This is a genomic window from Pseudoflavonifractor sp. HCP28S3_F10, assembly GCF_052065415.1.
In the GTDB taxonomy this organism is placed as follows: domain Bacteria; phylum Bacillota; class Clostridia; order Oscillospirales; family Oscillospiraceae; genus Pseudoflavonifractor_A.
The window spans coordinates 1-14547 of sequence record NZ_JBQHUB010000017.1; the positions used below are offsets into that span (position 1 = coordinate 1).

Sequence of the window (14547 nt, forward strand, 5' to 3'; positions counted from 1 at the left end):
CCAGGTCTTCTCGCCGCCCTGCTCGATGAACTTGGAAGCGGGAGCCTTGCAGATGGGGCAGAAATCGGGGGCAGCCTCACCCTCGTGGACATAACCGCAGACAGAGCAGACCCACTTCTTTCCGCCGGCCCTGACCGGAGCTTCCCCAGCCGGTTCCGCCGCCTTGGGCGCCTCGCCGCCGGCCAGGACGAAGTCCTCCTTGCCGTGATGGCAGAGAGGGCAGACAAAGTCATCGGGCACAGACTCCCCTTCATAGACATAGCCGCAGACCGAGCATACCCACTGCTTTTTCTCGGACCGCCGGGGTCTGGGCTTGATGCTGCTCTGGTAATAGCTGTAGGTGCAGGAGCTCACCTCAGACAGCCGCACTCCATCGGTCACCTCTGCGATGAACAGGATGTGGCTGCCCAGGTCCATGCGCTCCACCACCTTGGCAGAGAGGTACATGTTGGCCTGCTTCGTCAGGTAGTACAGTCCGTTTTCACTGCGAGCTACATCCTCAAAGTCCGCGAACTTGTCCACATCCCTGCCGGACTGCATGCCGAAACGCTGGAAGAGCGCAAATTCCGCATCAGTGGAAATAGCGGAAATATTGAACACACCCGTGTTCAGGATCATATCACAGGTCTTGTTCTCACGGATCACCGCGATGGAGATACGGGTGGGCTCGTTGGCCACCTGGACCGCGGTATTGATGATACAGCCGTTATCCTTCCCGTCTTCCCGGGCAGTGAGCAGGAACAGACCGTACGTCATATGATAGAGCGCTTTTTTATCCATACCGACCCTCCTTTTTGACGCAGACTGGGCGAGATCCGCTCCCGCCCAGTCTGTAATTCCCTGATGATCCTGATTAGCCGAAGTAACGCTTCAGCAGGCCCTCGAAAGCCTTGCCGTGACGGGCCTCGTCCCGGGCCATTTCATGCACGGTGTCGTGGATGGCGTCCAGGTTGAGAGCCTTGGCGCGCTTGGCCAGGTCGGTCTTGCCGGCGGTGGCGCCGTTCTCGGCCTCCACGCGCATCTCCAGGTTCTTCTTGGTGGAGTCGGTCACCACCTCGCCCAGCAGCTCGGCAAACTTGGCGGCGTGCTCAGCCTCCTCATAGGCGGCCTTCTCCCAGTACAGGCCGATCTCGGGATAACCCTCACGGTGCGCCACGCGGGCCATGGCCAGATACATGCCCACCTCGGAGCACTCGCCCTCAAAGTTGGCGCGCAGGTCGGCGATGATGTCCTCGGGCGCACCCTTGGCAACGCCCACCACGTGCTCGGCGGCCCAGGTCTTCTCGCCGCCCTGCTCGATGAACTTGGAAGCGGGAGCCTTGCAGATGGGGCAGAAATCGGGGGCAGCCTCACCCTCGTGGACATAACCGCAGACAGAGCAGACAAACTTCTTCATAATAATATTCCTCCTGTTTAAAAAGATATGTATTCTCCAAGAAATAAAACGGGCATCTTAACAGTAATCATTACTAATTACAGCCATAGGATATCATCTTCCGCCCGGTTCGTCAAGTCTTTTTCCCCGTTTTTTTAATTATTTTTGCTCCAGCTCTCCTAATATTTTCCGGTATCCTTCCCACCCCAGCAAGGTATTGAGCAGCTCCAGCAGCGCGTTGGCAGTGAGGTGTTCGGGCAGGTCCAGAGCCTTCAGCAGGGCCCGGCGCTTTTCTGCCGCCCCCGGCCCGCCGGAGAGCCCGTCGGCAAAAAGATCGGCCTTGGTGATGGTCCGGCCGGAAGACTCTGCCCCGGCTGTCTCGTCCAGAAAGGTGGCCCCTGCCCGGCGCAGGGCCTCTAACAGGACGGCGGGCTCCATGCCCTCCACCCCCAGCTTACCCTCTTTGCCCGGGGTACGTTTCCGGCGCTCCTTGCCGTACCGGTCCGGGATATAGGCGTGCTTGACCCACCCGGCCGGGATGCTGCCCTTGATGAAATTCCGGATCACAAAGCCAGCCCCGTCCGAGTCGGTGAGGACGATGAGCCCCCGCTGCTCCGCCAGCCGCCGCAGCAGAATGAGCTGCTCCTCCCGCTTGAAGATCCCAAAGCCAGAGGTCTCCAGGATCACCGTATCCACCACCTGGGACAGCGTGTTCTTGTCATACCGGCCCTCCACCACGATGGCCTCACGGATGCGCTGCATCTCGTTTCCTCCTTACAGGTCCTGAATGTCCATCTTTTTCATCTGAGCCCGCCGGCGGTACTTCCCCCGCCGGGCCAGGTAGATGGCCGTATACAGCGCGGTGGGGATGTTGCCCACCGCCAGGCAGAGTAGCAGCACCAGGACCACCTGGAGCGCCCCGGCGCCGGCGGTGAGGTTGAGCGCCATCAGCAGAGCGTAGGCGGCCGCCAGAACGCCGGACAGGATGGGCAGCACCCGGCCGGGCCATGGGTTTTGAATGCCGGCCAGTACATATTCCAGCACCAGTGTGGCGATGAACACCAGGGCCAGCATGATCAGGAACGTTGTCACTTTATACATCATGTTTCCTCCTTTTCCTTCCGGTAGGCGTTGATGAGCAGCCTGGCCGCCTCAAAGTCGATCTTTTCGTTGACGGCCAGCCGCTTGATCAGGGCGATATAGGGATCCTGGGCCCGCTCCTCGCTGAGCCGGATCTTCTGGATCAGTCGGTCCAGCCGCAGGCGCACAGTGGGGTAGGTCACGCCATAGCGGCTTGCCACCTCCTTCAGCGACCCGGAACAGAGCAGAAAATTGCGGATGAAAGCCACGTCCTCCTCCTCCAGCCCTGTCATCCAGTCCGGCACGACTTCAATTGACATCGAGCCTCATCCTTTCATATTATTTTTAACTATTTTAAATATACTATTTTATATTATTAAAGTCAAGATCAAAAACGGGGGACCGTCCATAGACGGTCCCCCATAAGGTCAGATTTGGGTTCCGGTCAGTCCACCGTGTAGACGCTACCAGTGTTGTTGAGGAAGGTCTGCCCGGGCATCTGCTCCTGGAACATCTTGGTGGCCTTGGGGCCGGTGCAGTGGGACAGGCCGATCTGCTGTACGCCCAGCTCCTTGAAGCGGTCGATGGTCTTCTGGATGGTGGCCTCGTCGGCGTCCAGCAGATGGAAGCCGCCGATGACGGCGTACACCTTCTCGCCGGAGCGCTCCTCAATGGTATTGACGATATTCAGGATGCCGCTGTGGGAGCAGCCGGAGAGGATGACAAGGCCCTTGCTGGTCTCCACGGCCACGGCCACTTCCTCATCAAAATCATCCACTTCGTACTCGCCGCCGGCATTTTTCTCCAGCATGTTGGGCGCCAGCTTAAAGGACTCGTCCTTGTCAAAGGAGCCGTAGACCGTCACGCCGTCAGCGATCTTGACGGTACCCGTGTCCAAGTACTCGATGGCCACGCCCCTGTCCAGCAGATCCTGCTCGGTGAAATTGATGCCCACAGGGAAATAACCCACAGTGCCGTCGGTGAAGTCAAACTTCTGGCCCACCGCGTCATAGTAGTACTTTTCACCGGCCTTGTCAAAGAAGTCCTTTTTCACGAAAAGGGTCTTGTTCTCGGCGCCATAGGTATCAAAATAGGGGATCACGCCGCCGCAGTGGTCGTAATGGGAATGGCTCAGGACCATCTTGTTGCAGTCAGCCAGATCGATGCCCAGGGCCTTGGCATTTTTCAGGAACTGGCCGGCCTTGGCAGTATCAAAGATGATCTTGTCGTTGGCGGTCTCGATGATGGCGGAGAAACCGAACTCCTTGTCCAGTGCGGTGTTGCTGCCGTTGTTGTTCTCGGCCAGCGTGGTGATCTTGACCTCGTCGGCCTTCGTGATCCGGATAGCGGAATCGTCATAGTCAAAGTCCACCTTGAACCCCAGCTTCTCCGCCAGGGCGCGCAGACCGATGGTAGTGACGCCGTTGGCCGTATTGCCCGTCAGCGCAGTCTCTTCCCCGTTGACGAAGATGGGGTAGATGGAGCGGGCGCCAGCTGCCACGCCAAGCGTCAGTGTCAGCGCCAAGATGGAAGCCACAGCCGCGATCACCTTTTTCTTGCCTTTCATCAAACCTTCTCCTTTCTTCAGACCGGTATTTCCAGTCTTTTCCCTGAATTCAGTATACTGCCTTGCGCTGTACAATTCAAATTCGTTGTATATATATATCCGTGTCAAACTATTGGCCATATATATAATACCGGCCGCCGGGCGCCGGTACTTTGCCCATCCGTACTTTCCTCTTGTAAGCAATGGGGAAGAGTGGTATAATATTGCGACTAAAATTACAAGGGAGAGGCAAAAGCATGACTTACAAAGAAGAATTCATTACCTTTATGGTTCGTTCCGGTGTGCTCACCTTCGGCGACTTCACCACCAAGTCCGGCCGCAAGACCCCTTATTTCATCAACACCGGCAACTACAAGACCGGCGCCCAGGCCGCCAAGCTGGGGGACTACTACGCCGCCTGTATCCAGGAGAACCTGCCCGACGGCGTGACCTGCCTGTTCGGCCCCGCCTACAAGGGCATTCCTCTGGCCGTCACCGCCGCCGCTTCCCTGTACCGCAATTACGACCGTGACCTGCCCTACTGCTTCAACCGCAAGGAGGCCAAGGACCACGGCGAGGGCGGCTCCATGGTGGGCTACAAGCCCCAGGACGGGGACGATGTGGTCATCGTGGAGGACGTGGTCACCGCTGGCACCGCCGTGCGGGAGACCATCGAGCTCTTCAAGCACGTGGCCAAGGTCAACATGAAGGCCCTCATCGTCTCGGTGGACCGCATGGAGCGGGGCACCCGGGACTGCTCCACTCTGGACGAGCTGCGCTCCGACTACGGCATCCAGGTCTATCCCATCGTCACCGTGCGGGAGATCATCTCCTTCCTGCACAACCGCCCGGTGGACGGCAAGGTCTACATCGATGATGAAATGAAGGCCCGCATGGAGGCCTATCTGGAGCAGTACGGGGCCAGGAGCTGATACCCCCTCGTCCCCCTCGGAGAGCATGGGGGGCTCGGGGGGGAACGGGTGCCCCCCGGAACACGCGGCGCGCGCAGCGCCCATTTTTCCCGCAGGAAAAATCCGCGTGTTGGATGGAGGCCTGTCTGGAGCAGTACGGGGCCAGGGCCTGATATCCCGCGGCATGAAATGAAGAGAGGAGGTCCGGCCATGGGCATGCACGACGGCCACCGGCAGCGCCTGAAAACCGAATTTCTGGCCCGGCCGGACTCCTTTCCCGACCACAAGGCTCTGGAGCTGCTGCTCTTCTACGCCAATCCCAGAAGCGACACCAATCCCCTGGCCCACGCCCTGATGGACCGCTTCGGCTCCCTGGCCGGGGTGCTGGACGCCTCTCCCGCCGAGCTGCAGAAGGTCCCCGGCGTGGGGGAGCACGCCGCCGTGCTCCTGAAATGCGTGAAGGAGCTCAGCGGCCGCTACCTGGCAGGCCGCACGGGGATGGACAACATCGTGGACAGCTCCCGCACCGCCTTTTCCGTTCTGCGGCCCTACTTTTTCGGCGCCCGGAACGAGCGGGTGTGCGTTTTATGCATGGACGGTAAACGGAAGCTGCTGGGCGTGCGCCAGGTGGCCGAGGGGAATGTGAACGCGGTGGAGGTGACCACACGGCTCATCGTGGAGGCCGCCCTCTCCCTCAACGCCACCGGCCTGATCCTGGCCCACAACCATGTCAGCGGCCTGGCCCTCCCCTCGCCGGAGGACAGGGCCACCACCCTTCACCTGCGGGATGTGCTCTCCCGGGTGGGTGTGGAGCTGGACGACCACATTATTTTTACCGATGATGACGCAGTCTCTCTGCGGGACAGCGGCTTTTTCAGCAGTATTTAGTCTGTTACACTTGAATTAGAACGTGCGTTCTGGTACAATAGTTTCACTTGGCGAGCCGCTGCGTCAGCGGCGGAGAGCCTAGTGAATCTTGTGCCTGTGGTACAATAGTTTCACTTGGCGAGCCGCCGCGTCAGCGGCGGAGAGCCTGGTAAAACTTGTGCCTGTGGTACAACGGATGCACGTATGCCGCGGGGAGATGTGGGTACACGTCGCCCCGCGCCGCATTTATGCCGCATTGACAGGAGGTGCCCGTATGCCGGAATTTCAGGTCGTATCCGAATACCAGCCCGCCGGAGACCAGCCCGAGGCCATCGACGCCCTGGCCAGGGGCGTGGAGATGGGGCTTCAGGAGCAGACCCTGCTGGGTGTTACCGGATCAGGTAAGACCTTCACCATGGCCAAGGTCATCGAAAAAGTCCAGCGCCCCACCCTGGTGCTGGCCCACAACAAAACCCTGGCCGCCCAGCTCTGCGCCGAGTTCCGGGAGTTCTTCCCCCACAACGCGGTGGAGTACTTTGTATCCTACTATGACTACTACCAGCCCGAGGCCTATATTCCCCACACCGACACCTATATTGAGAAGGACTCCGCCACCAACGACGAGATCGACCGGCTGCGCCTTTCCGCCACCTGCGCCCTGCTGGAGCGGCGGGACGTGATCGTGGTGGCCTCGGTGTCCTGCATCTACGGTCTGGGTGAGCCCGAGGACTTTGCCAAGATGATGATCTCCCTCCGGGTGGGGGCCACCCTGGAGCGGGACGAATTTCTCAAGCGGCTGGTGGATATCCGCTACGAGCGCAACGACATCGCCTTTGAGCGCAATATGTTCCGGGTCCGGGGGGACACGGTGGAGGTCTTCCCCGCCTACTGGAAGGACACCGCCATCCGGGTGGAGTTCTTCGGGGACGAGATCGACCGCATCAGCGAGATCAACGTGGTCACGGGAACCCCCATCCGCACCCTGAACCACATCCCCATCTGGCCCGCCACCCACTATGTCACCCCCAAGGAGAAGATGGACGCCGCCATCAGCAGCATCTACCAGGAGCTGGAGGAGCGAGTGGCCTTCTTCAAGGAACACGACCAGCTGGTGGAGGCCCAGCGCCTCAAGCAGCGGGTGATGTACGACATCGAGATGATGCAGGAGCTGGGCTACTGCTCGGGCATCGAGAACTATTCCCGGGTCATCGAGGGCCGGCCGGTAGGCTCGCCTCCCCACACCCTGCTGGACTACTTTCCCAAGGACTTCGTGCTCTTCATCGACGAGAGCCATGTGACGCTGCCCCAGGTCCGGGCCATGTACAACGGCGACCACGCCCGCAAGACCACCCTGGTGGATTATGGCTTCCGTCTGCCCTGCGCCTTTGATAACCGCCCGTTGAAATTTGAGGAGTTTGAACAGCGTCTGAATCAGGTGATCTACGTCTCGGCCACCCCCGGCGAGTACGAGCGCACCCGCTCGGGCCAGATCGTGGAGCAGGTCATCCGGCCCACCGGACTGCTGGACCCCCGCATCGAGGTCCGCCCCGTGGAGGGCCAGATCGACGACCTGATCGGCGAGATCAACGAGCGCACGGCGCGGAAGGAGCGGGTGCTGGTCACCACCCTCACCAAGAAGATGGCCGAGGATCTGACCGCCTATCTCACCAACGCGGGCATCAAGGTCCGCTATATGCACCACGATATCGACACCATCGAGCGCATGGAGATCATCCGGGACCTGCGCCTGGGCAATTTCGACGTGCTGGTGGGCATCAACCTGCTGCGGGAGGGTCTGGACCTGCCCGAGGTCAGTCTGGTGGCCATTCTGGACGCCGATAAGGAGGGCTTCCTCCGCTCCGAGACCTCCCTCATCCAGACCATCGGCCGGGCCGCCCGCAACGCCGAGGGTCTGGTCATCATGTACGCCGACAAAATCACCCCCTCCATGCGCATGGCCATCGACGAGACCGAGCGCCGCCGTCAAAAGCAGGACGCCTTCAACCGGGCCCACGGCATTGTGCCCAGGACCGTCATCAAGAGCGTGCGGGACACCATCAAGCTCTCCGAGGGCGCCGAGAAGGACCGGGATGCCAAGCGCGCCGGCAAGATGACCCGGGCAGAGCGGGAGGAGGCCATTAAGAAGCTGGAGCGGGAGATGAAGGACGCCTCCAAGCGCCTGGAATTCGAGTACGCCGCCATCCTGCGGGACCGCATCATCGAGCTGCGGGGCGAGAAGTGACGGCGGAGATCTGTTATTATGGAAAGGGAGTGTGAAGCATGAAGTATGACTGGCTGGACGGATACCTGCGCTCCATGCCCGGCGCAGAGCACGACTACAAACTGGAGTGGCAGTGGGACCGCTACATGGTCCGGGGCAAACTGTTCGCCGCGATCTGCACCCCCGGCCCGGAATACAAGCCGCCCTACAGCGGCCACCCCCTTATCAACCTGAAATGCGACTCCCGGCTCTCCGCAGGCTTCCGGGAGTCGTATCCGGAGATCCTGCCCGGATTTTACATGGACAAGCGGACCTGGATCGCCGTGCCGCTGGACGGCGGAATACCCGAAGCGGTGCTGCGGGACCTGTGCGGTCTGTCCTATAAGCTGGTGGTGGAAAAGCTGCCCAAGTATGTACAAAAACAGCTTGAGGAGGAAAGGCTATGAACCGGTGGAGCAGATGGACCGGGCTGGACCGTTTCCAGAAGGTCCTGCTCCTTGTGCTCTCCGCCATGGCGGCGGTCTTTGCGGTGCTCTATGGGGTCACGGTCTCCAAAGTGGGCTTTCTCTACCGGGACGTCATTCTGGTCCCCCATACCCAGGATGGAAGCACGATCTACGCCGGGAAGCTCCAGGGCGCTGAGGCCGCGTTCACCGTGACGGCGGACAAGACGGTGACCTTCCGCTGGGGAGACCGGGAATACGGCCCCTACACCGCCGCAGAGGACCCCAGCGCCATCCCCAAAGACGATGAGAGCGGCATGAGTGAGCTGATGACCGGCGTGGAGCTTCTCTGCGGAGACGAGGTCCTGTTCCGGGGCGGCGTGCTCCGAAACGGAGCCACCTGGATGCTCTTCAACGAGGACGGCAGCTGGGCGGACCTCGGCATCTACGCCACCATGAGCGACGGAACGGTCATCGACGGCGACGGCAATGAGGTGGACCAGATGGAGCCCTCTCCCCAGGCCATCCTCAGGCTCATGGACGGGCCTGGGCTGACCCACAGGGGGAGCCTGCCCGCCTATTTCGGCGGTGTGCTGCTCTCCTTTCTGGTGGGGCTCTCCATTCTCTTTGCCGACGAGCTCTTCCGCTGGGACCTGCGCTTCCGCATCCGGAGCCCGGAGTCCGCCGAGCCCTCGGACTGGGAGCTTTTCAGCCGGAAGCTGGGCTGGACCGTGGCCGTCATCCTGATCTTCGTGCTCTATCTCATCGGACTGACCGACGTCCCATAGCGGGCCCGGCCGGCCGCACCTTCCGCCTCCGGGCGGGGAACAACTCTTGATACAAGGAAGGGACTTTATGCTCGACCATATCTACGTCAAAGGCGCACGGGAGAACAATCTGAAAAATGTGGACGTGAATATTCCCCGGGACAAGCTGGTGGTGCTCACGGGCCTCTCCGGCTCGGGCAAGTCCAGCCTGGCCTTCGACACCATCTACGCCGAGGGGCAGCGCCGGTATGTGGAGTCCCTCTCCTCTTACGCCCGCATGTTCCTGGGCCAGATGGAGAAGCCCGATGTGGACTACATCGACGGCCTCTCCCCCGCCATCTCCATCGACCAGAAGACCACCAGCAAAAACCCCCGCTCCACCGTGGGCACCGTCACCGAGATCTACGACTACCTCCGCCTGCTGTGGGCCCGGGTGGGCACCCCCCACTGCCCCAAGTGCGGCAAGGAGATCAGGCAGCAGACCATCGATCAGATCATCGACCAGGTGCTCGCCCTGCCCGAAGGCACCCGCATCCAGGTCATGGCCCCCGTCATCCGCGGCAAGAAGGGCACCCACCAGAAGATCTTTGAGGACGCCCGGAAGTCGGGCTATGTCCGCTGCCGGGCCGACGGCTCCCTCTACGACCTGACCGAGGACATCCCCCTGGACAAGAACAAGAAGCACAACATCGAGATCGTGGTGGACCGCCTGGTCATCCGGGACGACGTGGCCCGCCGCCTGACCGACAGCGTAGAAGTGGCTTCCAACCTCTCCGGCGGCCTGGTGGTCATCAATATCGTGGGGGAGGACCGGGACATCCTGTTCTCTCAGAACTACGCCTGCGAGGACTGCGGCATCTCCATTGAGGAGCTCTCCCCCCGCATGTTCTCCTTCAACAACCCCTTCGGCGCCTGCCCCACCTGCACCGGGCTGGGCTCCCAGCTCAAGGTGGACCCCGACCTGGTCATTCCCAACAAGGACCTCTCCATCCTGGAGGGAGCCATCACCGCCTCGGGCTGGAACAACATCAAGGGAGACGGCATCTCCCGGATGTATTTCGACGCCCTGGCCAAGCAGTACAAGTTCAAGCTGACCACCCCGGTGAAGGACCTGCCCCCCGAGGTGCTGGACGTGATCCTCTACGGCACCAGGGGAGAAAAGCTGAAGCTCACCTACCAGCGGGAGAACGGCAAGGGCACCCTGATGCAGGCCTTTGAGGGCATCTGCAACAATCTGGAGCGGCGCTACAGGGAGACCCAGTCCGATGCCTCCCGCCGGGAGCTGGAGGACTGCATGAGCGAGCGTCCCTGCCCCGACTGCGGCGGCAAGCGCCTGCGGAAGGAGGCCCTGGCCGTCACGGTGGGGGGCATCAATATCGACGAATTCTGCCGCAAATCCGTAAATGACGCCCTGGACTTCATCGAGCATCTGGAGCTCTCCCCTCAGAAGATGCTCATCGCCGACCGCATTCTCAAGGAGATCAGGTCCCGCCTGGGCTTCCTCCAGTCGGTGGGCCTGCAGTACCTGACTCTCTCCCGCTCGGCCGCCACATTGTCCGGCGGCGAGAGCCAGCGCATCCGGCTGGCCACCCAGATCGGTTCCTCCCTGATGGGGGTACTCTATATCCTGGACGAACCCTCCATCGGCCTGCACCAGCGGGACAACGACAAGCTGCTCTCCACCTTGAAGCACCTGCGGGACCTGGGCAACACCCTGCTGGTGGTGGAGCACGACGAGGACACCATGCGCGCCGCCGATTTCATCGTGGACGTGGGCCCGGGCGCCGGCGTCCACGGCGGACAGATCGTGGCCGCCGGTACCGCCGAGGAGGTCATGAACACCCCCGGCTCCATCACCGGCGACTACCTGTCCGGCCGGAAGAAGATCCCCGTTCCCAAGGAGCGGCGGAAGGGCAGCGGCAAGTTCCTCACCATCCGCGGGGCGTCGGAAAACAACCTGCAGCATGTGGACGTGTCCATCCCCCTGGGGGCCTTCACCTGCGTCACCGGCGTGTCCGGCTCGGGCAAGTCCTCCCTGGTCAATGAGATCCTCTACAAGCGCCTGGCCGCCGACCTGAACCGGGCCAAGACCCGGGCCGGGAAGCACGACGCCATCGAGGGGGAGGAATTTCTGGACAAGGTCATCAACATCGACCAGTCCCCCATCGGACGCACCCCCCGCTCCAACCCGGCCACCTATACCGGGCTCTTCAACGACATCCGGGACCTCTTTGCCTCCACCCAGGACGCCAAGACCAGGGGCTATGGGCCCGGCCGCTTCTCCTTCAACGTCCGGGGCGGCCGGTGCGAGGCCTGCTCGGGCGACGGCCTTATCAAGATCGAGATGCACTTCCTGCCCGACATCTATGTTCCCTGCGAGGTGTGCAAGGGCAAGCGCTACAACCGGGAGACCCTGGAGGTCCGCTACAAGGGCAAGAACATCCACGAGGTGCTGGAGATGACGGTGGAGGAGGCCCTGGGCTTCTTTGAGAACCTGCCCCGGCTCTACAACAAGGTCCAGACCCTCTACGAGGTGGGCCTGGGCTATGTGAAGCTGGGCCAGCCCTCCACCACCCTCTCCGGCGGCGAGGCACAGCGGGTCAAGCTGGCCACTGAGCTGGCCAAGCGCTCCACCGGCCAGACCATCTATATCCTGGACGAGCCCACCACCGGCCTCCACTCCGCCGACGTCCACAAGCTCATCGAGGTTCTGCAGAAGCTGGTGGACGCGGGCAACACCGTGGTGGTCATCGAGCACAACCTGGATGTGATCAAGACCGCCGACCATATCATCGACCTGGGCCCCGAGGGAGGCGACGGCGGCGGCAGCATCGTCTGCACTGGCACGCCGGAGGAGGTGGCCGCCTGCGCCGCCTCCTATACCGGGCAGTATCTCAAGCGGATGCTGTGAGCAAATACCGCCGGCGCCGCCCTTTCAAGCGTTTTGCCACAGGCAAAACCTTGATGCCGGACGGATTCACTCCGTCCGAGCAGATAAAAAGCGCGGGGCCCCCGCACGGCCAACGCCGGGCGGGGAACGGCGACGGCGGCGGCAGCATCGTCTGCACCGGCACGCCGGAGGAGGTGGCCGCCTGCGCCGCCTCCTACACCGGGCAGTACCTGAAACGGATGCTGTGATACCCCTATCGGGAGGCCACGGCGATCCGAATACGGCAAAGGCCGCCGCAGAGATCTTCTGCGGCGGCCTTTTTTCTTGTTTTCCGTGTCCCGGTTCAGCCCGAGCAGCGGACCACACAGGTGAGGGTCTGGCCGTTGATGGTACAGGTCAGGGTGGTGTTGCCCTTGCCCACCATGGTGACCAGTCCGGTCTCGCTGACGGTGGCCACGGCGGTGTTGCCGATAGACCAGACCGGGGTCCCGGTGGCGCCCGAGACACTCATCTGAACCGTGGTTCCGGCACGCATGGTAAAGTCGCTGTAGTTGAGCTTGGCATTGGAGGAAGTGGTCCCGCCGCCGGAGGGTGCGGTGCTGGGGACCACGGCGGTCCCGGCACCGGCCGGGGCCTCAAAACTGCACCGGGCGATGCAGGTCTGGCTGACCTGGGTACCCTTGAGGGTAGCCGTGATGGTGGCCCGGCCCACACCGTTGACCTTTCCGATGGCCTTGACGTTGCCATTCTCGTCCACGCTCACCACCTCGGGATTGCTGCTGGTCCACTCGATGTAGCCCTTGCTCCCGGCGGGAGTGAAGGTGACCTTGATGGGATGGCTCTCACCGTAGAAGCTCATGGTGAAGTCGCTCTTGTCCAGCGTGAATCCTGTGGCGGTCTGGTCTGCGGGGACCGCAGGCTCCGGCTGGGTGCTGGGCTCAGCAGAAGGCGGAGTGGAGGCCGTGGGCGCGGGCGTGGCCGAGGTGGCAGGCGGGGTCTTTCCCTTGTCGATCATGGGCTTTACGATGGAGACCACGATGCACACCGCCGCCACGATGAGGGCCAGCGAGAGGATCGTGGTGAAAATTTTCATGGGAGAGGGGCCGCTGGAGTAACCGCCGCCCCGGTTATTGGTCCGCTTTCCCCGTTTCCTGCGGGGGGACGCTCCCTCCTCCTCCGGCGGACGTCCGTCGCAGAAGGGGCAGCGTTTATAGGTAGAGGCGTAATCTTCGCCGCAGATATCACAGTGAATAGTCTGATGCCGGCTTCCCGTAGGCGTTCTGGCCATAAAATTCCCTCCAAACTGACTGATTCTCCTATTATTTTACACGGCAAAGAAAGCCCCGTCAACGTTCGGGGACAAAATGTAAAACTTTTTTAACGATTAGCCGGCGCCGGATGGTTCTTCACCGGAGCTGCCAATTCCATGAGGAAGGTGACGAGCAGCTCCTGTCCGCTGGCGCCGGTGGATTTCATGGCCAGGTCCACCTCTCCGCACCGGATCACCGCCCGGCGGCACCAAGGGAGGGAGAACTTCCGGGCGGCGTTCATCAGCTTCTCCGCCGGGTAGGAGTTGCGCATGCCCCACTGCTCCATGAGATACGCCGTACCCTTCTTGTGCTCCAGGGCCAGACGGGCGGAGTAGAGCTGCCGCAGCTGCTTGCCCAGCACCGCCAGGAGTTTGATGGGGGCCTCCTGCATGTGGAACAGGTCCCCCAGCACCGAGGCCGCCCGGTCAAAATTGCCGGCGGCGATGGCATCGGTCATCTGAAAGACCACCGCGTCCAGCTGGGGGGTGGCCACCGCGTCGATATCCGCCCGGGTGACCCGGTGGTTTTTCGCATAGGCCCCCACCTTGCCAATCTCGGAGATCAGGCCATTCATCAGGTCGCCGCAGAGGAACATGAGGTATTTGGCGTCCTCCGTGCCGATATCGTGGTCCAAAGCCCGGAAGCGGCGGGAAATCCAGTCCACCAGGTCGTCCTGGCCCTGCCGGTTGAAGGGGACCACGCTGCCCCTGGCCTTGATGACCCCCGCCAGTTTGGTGCGGGCGTCGGCCTTGTACTCGATGAGGTCGTAGACAAAGACCAGGCACACGTAGTCCGGCAGGTCGGAGAGGACCTTGATGAGTCCCTCCTTGTCTCCCTTGTAGAGATCAAAGTCGCTGACCACGATAAGGGTGCGGCTGCTCATCATGGGCAGGCAGTCCACCAGCTCCTGGAGCTTCTTCACGTCGAACTCCTTGCCCGACAGGGTGTGGAGATTGAACTCCTCCATGCCCGCCGGCAGCAGCTTCTCCTTCATCCGCCCCAGGTAAAAGTCCCGCAGATAGGACTCCTCCCCGTGGAAGATGTAGAGCTGGCCGATGCTGTCCTCGGCGATGTCCTTTTTCAATTTCTGATAGGCGGAGTTGTCCGTCTTTCCTTTGGGCGGCATGGCCACCTCCC

The 14547-nt window shown here is 61.7% G+C and carries 14 protein-coding genes and 2 pseudogenes; 7 read left to right on the plus strand and 9 right to left on the minus strand.

Annotated elements, in window-relative coordinates:
- The 7 genes and pseudogenes from ACTNBZ_RS08545 to ACTNBZ_RS08575 form a co-directional block, all read right to left on the minus strand.
- Positions 1 to 117 (minus strand): annotated as a pseudogene (locus ACTNBZ_RS08545) (rubredoxin-like domain-containing protein); the annotation flags it as partial.
- Between the two features lie 84 nt (positions 118 to 201).
- Positions 202 to 780: pseudogene (locus tag ACTNBZ_RS08550) on the minus strand (flavin reductase); the annotation flags it as partial.
- Between the two features lie 73 nt (positions 781 to 853).
- The gene (locus ACTNBZ_RS08555) at positions 854 to 1396 is read right to left on the minus strand and encodes an NADH peroxidase (RefSeq protein ID WP_441209250.1); all 543 of its coding nucleotides are present in this window, start codon (positions 1394 to 1396) and stop codon (positions 854 to 856) included.
- Between the two features lie 138 nt (positions 1397 to 1534).
- Positions 1535 to 2137, minus strand: coding sequence for a toprim domain-containing protein (locus tag ACTNBZ_RS08560; protein WP_441209251.1), 603 nt, complete (start codon positions 2135 to 2137; stop codon positions 1535 to 1537).
- A 12-nt stretch (positions 2138 to 2149) separates the two neighbouring features.
- Positions 2150 to 2476, minus strand: a complete 327-nt coding sequence (locus ACTNBZ_RS08565) for a hypothetical protein (RefSeq protein WP_441209252.1) — start codon at positions 2474 to 2476, stop codon at positions 2150 to 2152.
- Positions 2476 to 2775: a DUF2089 family protein gene (locus ACTNBZ_RS08570; RefSeq protein ID WP_441209253.1), complete on the minus strand. Its 300-nt coding sequence runs from the start codon at positions 2773 to 2775 to the stop codon at positions 2476 to 2478. Before ACTNBZ_RS08570 ends, ACTNBZ_RS08565 begins: the two co-directional genes overlap by 1 nt.
- A 125-nt stretch (positions 2776 to 2900) precedes the next feature.
- Positions 2901 to 4022: an MBL fold metallo-hydrolase gene (locus ACTNBZ_RS08575; protein WP_441209254.1), complete on the minus strand. Its 1122-nt coding sequence runs from the start codon at positions 4020 to 4022 to the stop codon at positions 2901 to 2903.
- Between the two features lie 236 nt (positions 4023 to 4258).
- Here ACTNBZ_RS08575 and pyrE point away from each other — a divergent pair, with 236 nt between their 5' ends.
- The 7 genes from pyrE (at position 4259) to ACTNBZ_RS08610 (ending at position 12348) form a co-directional block, all read left to right on the plus strand.
- Positions 4259 to 4933, plus strand: a complete 675-nt coding sequence (gene pyrE, locus ACTNBZ_RS08580; protein WP_441209255.1) for an orotate phosphoribosyltransferase — start codon at positions 4259 to 4261, stop codon at positions 4931 to 4933.
- Between the two features lie 189 nt (positions 4934 to 5122).
- Entirely contained in the window at positions 5123 to 5800 is a 678-nt protein-coding gene (locus tag ACTNBZ_RS08585; protein ID WP_441209256.1) for a JAB domain-containing protein, read from the plus strand.
- Positions 5801 to 6053: 253 nt separating this feature from the next.
- Entirely contained in the window at positions 6054 to 8021 is a 1968-nt protein-coding gene (uvrB, locus tag ACTNBZ_RS08590; RefSeq protein WP_441209257.1) for an excinuclease ABC subunit UvrB, read from the plus strand.
- A gap of 38 nt (positions 8022 to 8059) precedes the next feature.
- The gene (locus ACTNBZ_RS08595; RefSeq protein ID WP_441209258.1) at positions 8060 to 8446 is read left to right on the plus strand and encodes an MmcQ/YjbR family DNA-binding protein; all 387 of its coding nucleotides are present in this window, start codon (positions 8060 to 8062) and stop codon (positions 8444 to 8446) included.
- Complete coding sequence (locus tag ACTNBZ_RS08600; protein WP_441209259.1) at positions 8443 to 9231, plus strand: hypothetical protein; 789 nt, start codon at positions 8443 to 8445, stop codon at positions 9229 to 9231. Before ACTNBZ_RS08595 ends, ACTNBZ_RS08600 begins: the two co-directional genes overlap by 4 nt.
- 67 nt (positions 9232 to 9298) lie before the next feature.
- Entirely contained in the window at positions 9299 to 12121 is a 2823-nt protein-coding gene (gene uvrA / locus ACTNBZ_RS08605; RefSeq protein WP_441209260.1) for an excinuclease ABC subunit UvrA, read from the plus strand.
- A gap of 53 nt (positions 12122 to 12174) precedes the next feature.
- The gene (locus ACTNBZ_RS08610) at positions 12175 to 12348 is read left to right on the plus strand and encodes a hypothetical protein (RefSeq protein WP_441209261.1); all 174 of its coding nucleotides are present in this window, start codon (positions 12175 to 12177) and stop codon (positions 12346 to 12348) included.
- A gap of 95 nt (positions 12349 to 12443) precedes the next feature.
- On the opposite strand, the gene ACTNBZ_RS08615 is transcribed toward ACTNBZ_RS08610, so the two are convergent.
- A complete protein-coding gene (locus tag ACTNBZ_RS08615) occupies positions 12444 to 13388 on the minus strand; it encodes an Ig-like domain-containing protein (protein ID WP_441209262.1) in 945 nt (314 codons plus the stop codon).
- Positions 13389 to 13477: 89 nt separating this feature from the next.
- Positions 13478 to 14536 carry a DNA polymerase III subunit delta gene (holA, locus tag ACTNBZ_RS08620; RefSeq protein ID WP_441209263.1) on the minus strand — a complete coding sequence of 353 codons (1059 nt, stop codon included), beginning with the start codon at positions 14534 to 14536 and terminating at the stop codon, positions 13478 to 13480.
- Positions 14537 to 14547 lie beyond the last annotated feature (11 nt).

Coding starts and splice junctions, on each gene's coding strand:
- ACTNBZ_RS08555 (WP_441209250.1), bottom strand. CDS start 1,396: ATGAAGAAGTTTGTCTGCTCTGTCTGCGGTTATGTCCACGAGGGTGAG.
- ACTNBZ_RS08560 (WP_441209251.1), bottom strand. CDS start 2,137: ATGCAGCGCATCCGTGAGGCCATCGTGGTGGAGGGCCGGTATGACAAG.
- ACTNBZ_RS08565 (WP_441209252.1), bottom strand. CDS start 2,476: ATGTATAAAGTGACAACGTTCCTGATCATGCTGGCCCTGGTGTTCATC.
- ACTNBZ_RS08570 (WP_441209253.1), bottom strand. CDS start 2,775: ATGTCAATTGAAGTCGTGCCGGACTGGATGACAGGGCTGGAGGAGGAG.
- ACTNBZ_RS08575 (WP_441209254.1), bottom strand. CDS start 4,022: ATGAAAGGCAAGAAAAAGGTGATCGCGGCTGTGGCTTCCATCTTGGCG.
- pyrE (WP_441209255.1), top strand. CDS start 4,259: ATGACTTACAAAGAAGAATTCATTACCTTTATGGTTCGTTCCGGTGTG.
- ACTNBZ_RS08585 (WP_441209256.1), top strand. CDS start 5,123: ATGGGCATGCACGACGGCCACCGGCAGCGCCTGAAAACCGAATTTCTG.
- uvrB (WP_441209257.1), top strand. CDS start 6,054: ATGCCGGAATTTCAGGTCGTATCCGAATACCAGCCCGCCGGAGACCAG.
- ACTNBZ_RS08595 (WP_441209258.1), top strand. CDS start 8,060: ATGAAGTATGACTGGCTGGACGGATACCTGCGCTCCATGCCCGGCGCA.
- ACTNBZ_RS08600 (WP_441209259.1), top strand. CDS start 8,443: ATGAACCGGTGGAGCAGATGGACCGGGCTGGACCGTTTCCAGAAGGTC.
- uvrA (WP_441209260.1), top strand. CDS start 9,299: ATGCTCGACCATATCTACGTCAAAGGCGCACGGGAGAACAATCTGAAA.
- ACTNBZ_RS08610 (WP_441209261.1), top strand. CDS start 12,175: ATGCCGGACGGATTCACTCCGTCCGAGCAGATAAAAAGCGCGGGGCCC.
- ACTNBZ_RS08615 (WP_441209262.1), bottom strand. CDS start 13,388: ATGGCCAGAACGCCTACGGGAAGCCGGCATCAGACTATTCACTGTGAT.
- holA (WP_441209263.1), bottom strand. CDS start 14,536: ATGCCGCCCAAAGGAAAGACGGACAACTCCGCCTATCAGAAATTGAAA.